Origin of the sequence: Sphingobacterium bovistauri (genome assembly GCF_020295405.1) — a bacterium.
Taxonomy (GTDB): domain Bacteria; phylum Bacteroidota; class Bacteroidia; order Sphingobacteriales; family Sphingobacteriaceae; genus Sphingobacterium; species Sphingobacterium bovistauri.
The window spans coordinates 1-3,337 of the sequence record NZ_JADEYP010000058.1; the positions used below are offsets into that span (position 1 = coordinate 1).

At 36.2% G+C, this 3,337-nt stretch carries 2 protein-coding genes; both read left to right on the top strand.

Going from position 1 to position 3,337, the window contains the following annotated elements:
- Window positions 1-310 precede the first annotated feature (310 nt).
- Window positions 311-1,840 carry an L-piperidine-6-carboxylate dehydrogenase gene (gene amaB / locus IPZ78_RS17075; RefSeq protein ID WP_225555187.1) on the top strand — a complete coding sequence of 510 codons (1,530 nt, stop codon included), beginning with the start codon at window positions 311-313 and terminating at the stop codon, window positions 1,838-1,840.
- Window positions 1,841-1,867: 27 nt separating this feature from the next.
- Window positions 1,868-3,154, top strand: coding sequence for an L-lysine 6-transaminase (lat, locus tag IPZ78_RS17080; protein WP_225555188.1), 1,287 nt, complete (start codon window positions 1,868-1,870; stop codon window positions 3,152-3,154).
- The last annotated feature ends 183 nt before the right edge of the window (window positions 3,155-3,337 follow it).

Sequence of the window (3,337 nt, forward strand, 5' to 3'; positions counted from 1 at the left end):
TCTTTATGCTTTTCCTGATTTCCCAGTTTAAACAGCCTCTATCCTCATATTTCAGCGCCGTATCCAGCGTTCCTCCCTTGCGGAGTGGTGCAAAGATAGAAAAGAATTGTAACTACTTCCAAGCTTTTTAATGCTTTATTTTCTGGATATCGCGTAAGTAGCTGAATATGCGATTAATAAAAACACTCTTGCTATAAGCGCAGTCACCAAAGACTTTGATTCAAAAGCACAAAAAAACAGAAATAAAAACCTAAAATACTGACTATAATTCTGTATATTTACGATAAAAAAGAATATACCGCACAACAAAATGAATATAAAAGAATTATCATCACTAAAAGTGCTTGAAAACAACTTTGGAACCTCAACTGGTCTCACTTGGTTTGCTAGTGGACCTAAAATAGATTCATTTTCTCCTACTAACGGCGAATATATCGGAAGTGTCTTCTCAACTACAAAAGAAGAATATGAAGAAGTAATCGCTAAAGCAAAAGAAACGCAGCTATTTTGGAGAGATATTCCAGCTCCAAAAAGGGGGGAAATCATACGACTATTAGGCGAAAGACTACGTAAAGAAAAAGAATCCCTAGGCAAGCTGGTTTCTTACGAAATGGGGAAATCATATCAAGAAGGGCTTGGTGAAGTACAAGAAATGATAGATATATGCGATTTTGCGGTAGGCCTATCAAGACAATTGTATGGAAATACGATTCACTCGGAAAGACCAGGACATCGTATGTATGACCAATATCATCCATTAGGTGTAGTTGGTATTATTACTGCTTTCAATTTTCCAGTAGCGGTTTGGGCTTGGAATGCAGCATTGGCTTTAGTTTGCGGTGATGTTATTATATGGAAGCCATCAGAAAAAACTCCACTATGTGCTATAGCCTGTCAAAACATAATTTCAGAAATTCTGAAAGAGAACAATCTACCGGAAGGCATATCTTCTGTCGTAACTGGCGATGCGGAAGTAGGGAAATGGATTGCAGAAGATGAACGAATTTCATTAGTCTCTGCTACAGGCTCAACACGCATGGGTAAACAAGTAGCTGAAACAGTCGCTCGTCGATTAGGGAAATCCTTATTAGAACTTGGCGGAAATAATGCAATCGTTGTTACGCCATCTGCAGATCTTAAAATGACTATAATAGGTGCTGTTTTTGGTGCTGTTGGTACAGCAGGACAACGATGCACAAGTACAAGACGCCTAATTGTACATGAAAATGTATATGATAAAGTAAAGGAGTCTTTAGTCGAAGCTTATAAACAAATCAAAATTGGGGATCCCTTAGATAGTAACAACCACATGGGACCACTTATTGACAGGGTTGCCGTTTCTATGTATTTGGATGCTTTAGAAAAAGTGAAACAACAAGGTGGTAATATCTTAGTAGAAGGAAAAGTGTTAGAAGGAAAAGGATATGAAAGTGGTTGCTACGTAACTCCTGTCATTGCCGAGGTGGAAAATCACTATGAGATCGTACAACATGAGACTTTTGCGCCAATACTTTATTTAATCAAATATACAGGAGAAGTACAAAATGCGATTGACCTTCAAAACAGCGTAAAACAAGGCCTTTCTTCCGCAATAATGACTACCAATCTACGTGAAGCTGAATTATTCTTAAGTCAAAATGGTTCAGATTGCGGAATCGCAAATGTAAATATTGGTACTTCTGGCGCTGAAATTGGCGGTGCATTCGGTGGCGAGAAAGAAACAGGTGGTGGACGTGAGTCTGGTTCTGATGCTTGGAAAGCTTATATGCGGAGACAAACAAACACCATTAATTACACAGCAAACTTACCATTGGCACAAGGAATAAAATTTGATTTATAATAAACAAACCAAAATAAACACTAAATTATGAACAAGACGCACGAGATATTAGCTCAACATATATTAGCAGATGGCATGCCATTCACCATGGATTTAAATAAATCGTATAAATCCTATGTCGTTGATACCGATGGCAACGAATATTTAGACATGTTTAGTATGTTCGCATCCTCTCCCATTGGTTACAACCATCCTTATATATTAGAGAATGTGAAACAATTAGAAGCTGCTGCAATAAATAAGCTAGCACTTTCAGATATGTACACAGATAGTTATGCTGAATTTTTAAAAACTTTCGAGCGTGTAGCCATTCCAAAAGAATTGAGCTATGCCTTTTTTATCGATGGTGGAACTTTAGCTGTAGAAAATGCCCTAAAAGTAGCTTTTGATTGGAAGACAAGATTGAATTTGAGTAAAGGCATCGATCAAGAAGCTTCACAAGTTATACATTTCAAACAAGCATTTCATGGCCGTTCAGGTTATACATTGTCGCTAACAAACACAAAAGATCCGCGTAAACATATGTATTTTCCAAAATTTGATTGGCCTAGAATTACAAATCCTAAATTGCACTTCCCAATAACAGAAGAAAATTTAGCGGAAACTATTTCTGTAGAAAACCAAGCTTTAGCTCAAATTAATGCATCTATAGCTAAAAATCCTGCAGACGTAGCTTGTTTAATTGTGGAATCCATCCAAGCAGAAGGTGGTGACAATCATTTTAGAAAAGAGTTTTTCCAAGAACTGCGTCGCATCTGTGATGAGCATGATATTTTATTGATTCTCGATGAAGTACAAACAGGTATTGGTATGACTGGTAAAATGTGGTGTTATGAATATTACGACATCATTCCTGACATCATTGCGTTCGGAAAGAAAACCCAAGTATGCGGTATTTTAGCGAATCGTGAAAAAATTGATCGCGTCGAAAAAAATGTATTTAAAGAATCAAGCCGCATCAATTCTACTTTTGGTGGAAATTTGGTGGATATGATCCGTTTCAAATTGATTTTAGAAGTCATCGAGAGAGAAAATTTAGTTGCCAAAGCAGAGGAGATGGGAAAATACCTTTTGGGAAAAATTGAAAAATTAATTGAAGAAAACCCTAATTTATCTAATTCAAGAGGTAAAGGTTTGTTATGCGCATTTGATTTTGACACAGTGGAGAATAGAGATGCTTTTATCAAAAAAACAATGGAAAACAAATTGTTAATATTGGGATGTGGTGAAAAAAGTGTTCGCTTTAGACCGCATTTAACTGTTAGTGTTGAAGATATTGATAAGACATTTGAATTAGTTCGTAAATCATTGTAATAAAAAAGGCGTTCAATTGCACTGCCCCCAAAAAGTTAGACACTTTCTGGGGGCATTTTTTTATGGATAGAAAAGTAAAACACACATTATCATTTAAGAAGACTTGTATTGATTTGTACACTAAATCGTCAGAATCAATATTAGGTATTAGCAAGGAATATAAGGTTTCCGAAAGTTTATTGA

What these genes read in the sequence shown, in the direction of transcription:
- amaB (WP_225555187.1), top strand. Translation starts at nt 311, where the DNA reads ATGAATATAAAAGAATTATCATCACTAAAAGTGCTTGAAAACAACTTT.
- lat (WP_225555188.1), top strand. Translation starts at nt 1,868, where the DNA reads ATGAACAAGACGCACGAGATATTAGCTCAACATATATTAGCAGATGGC.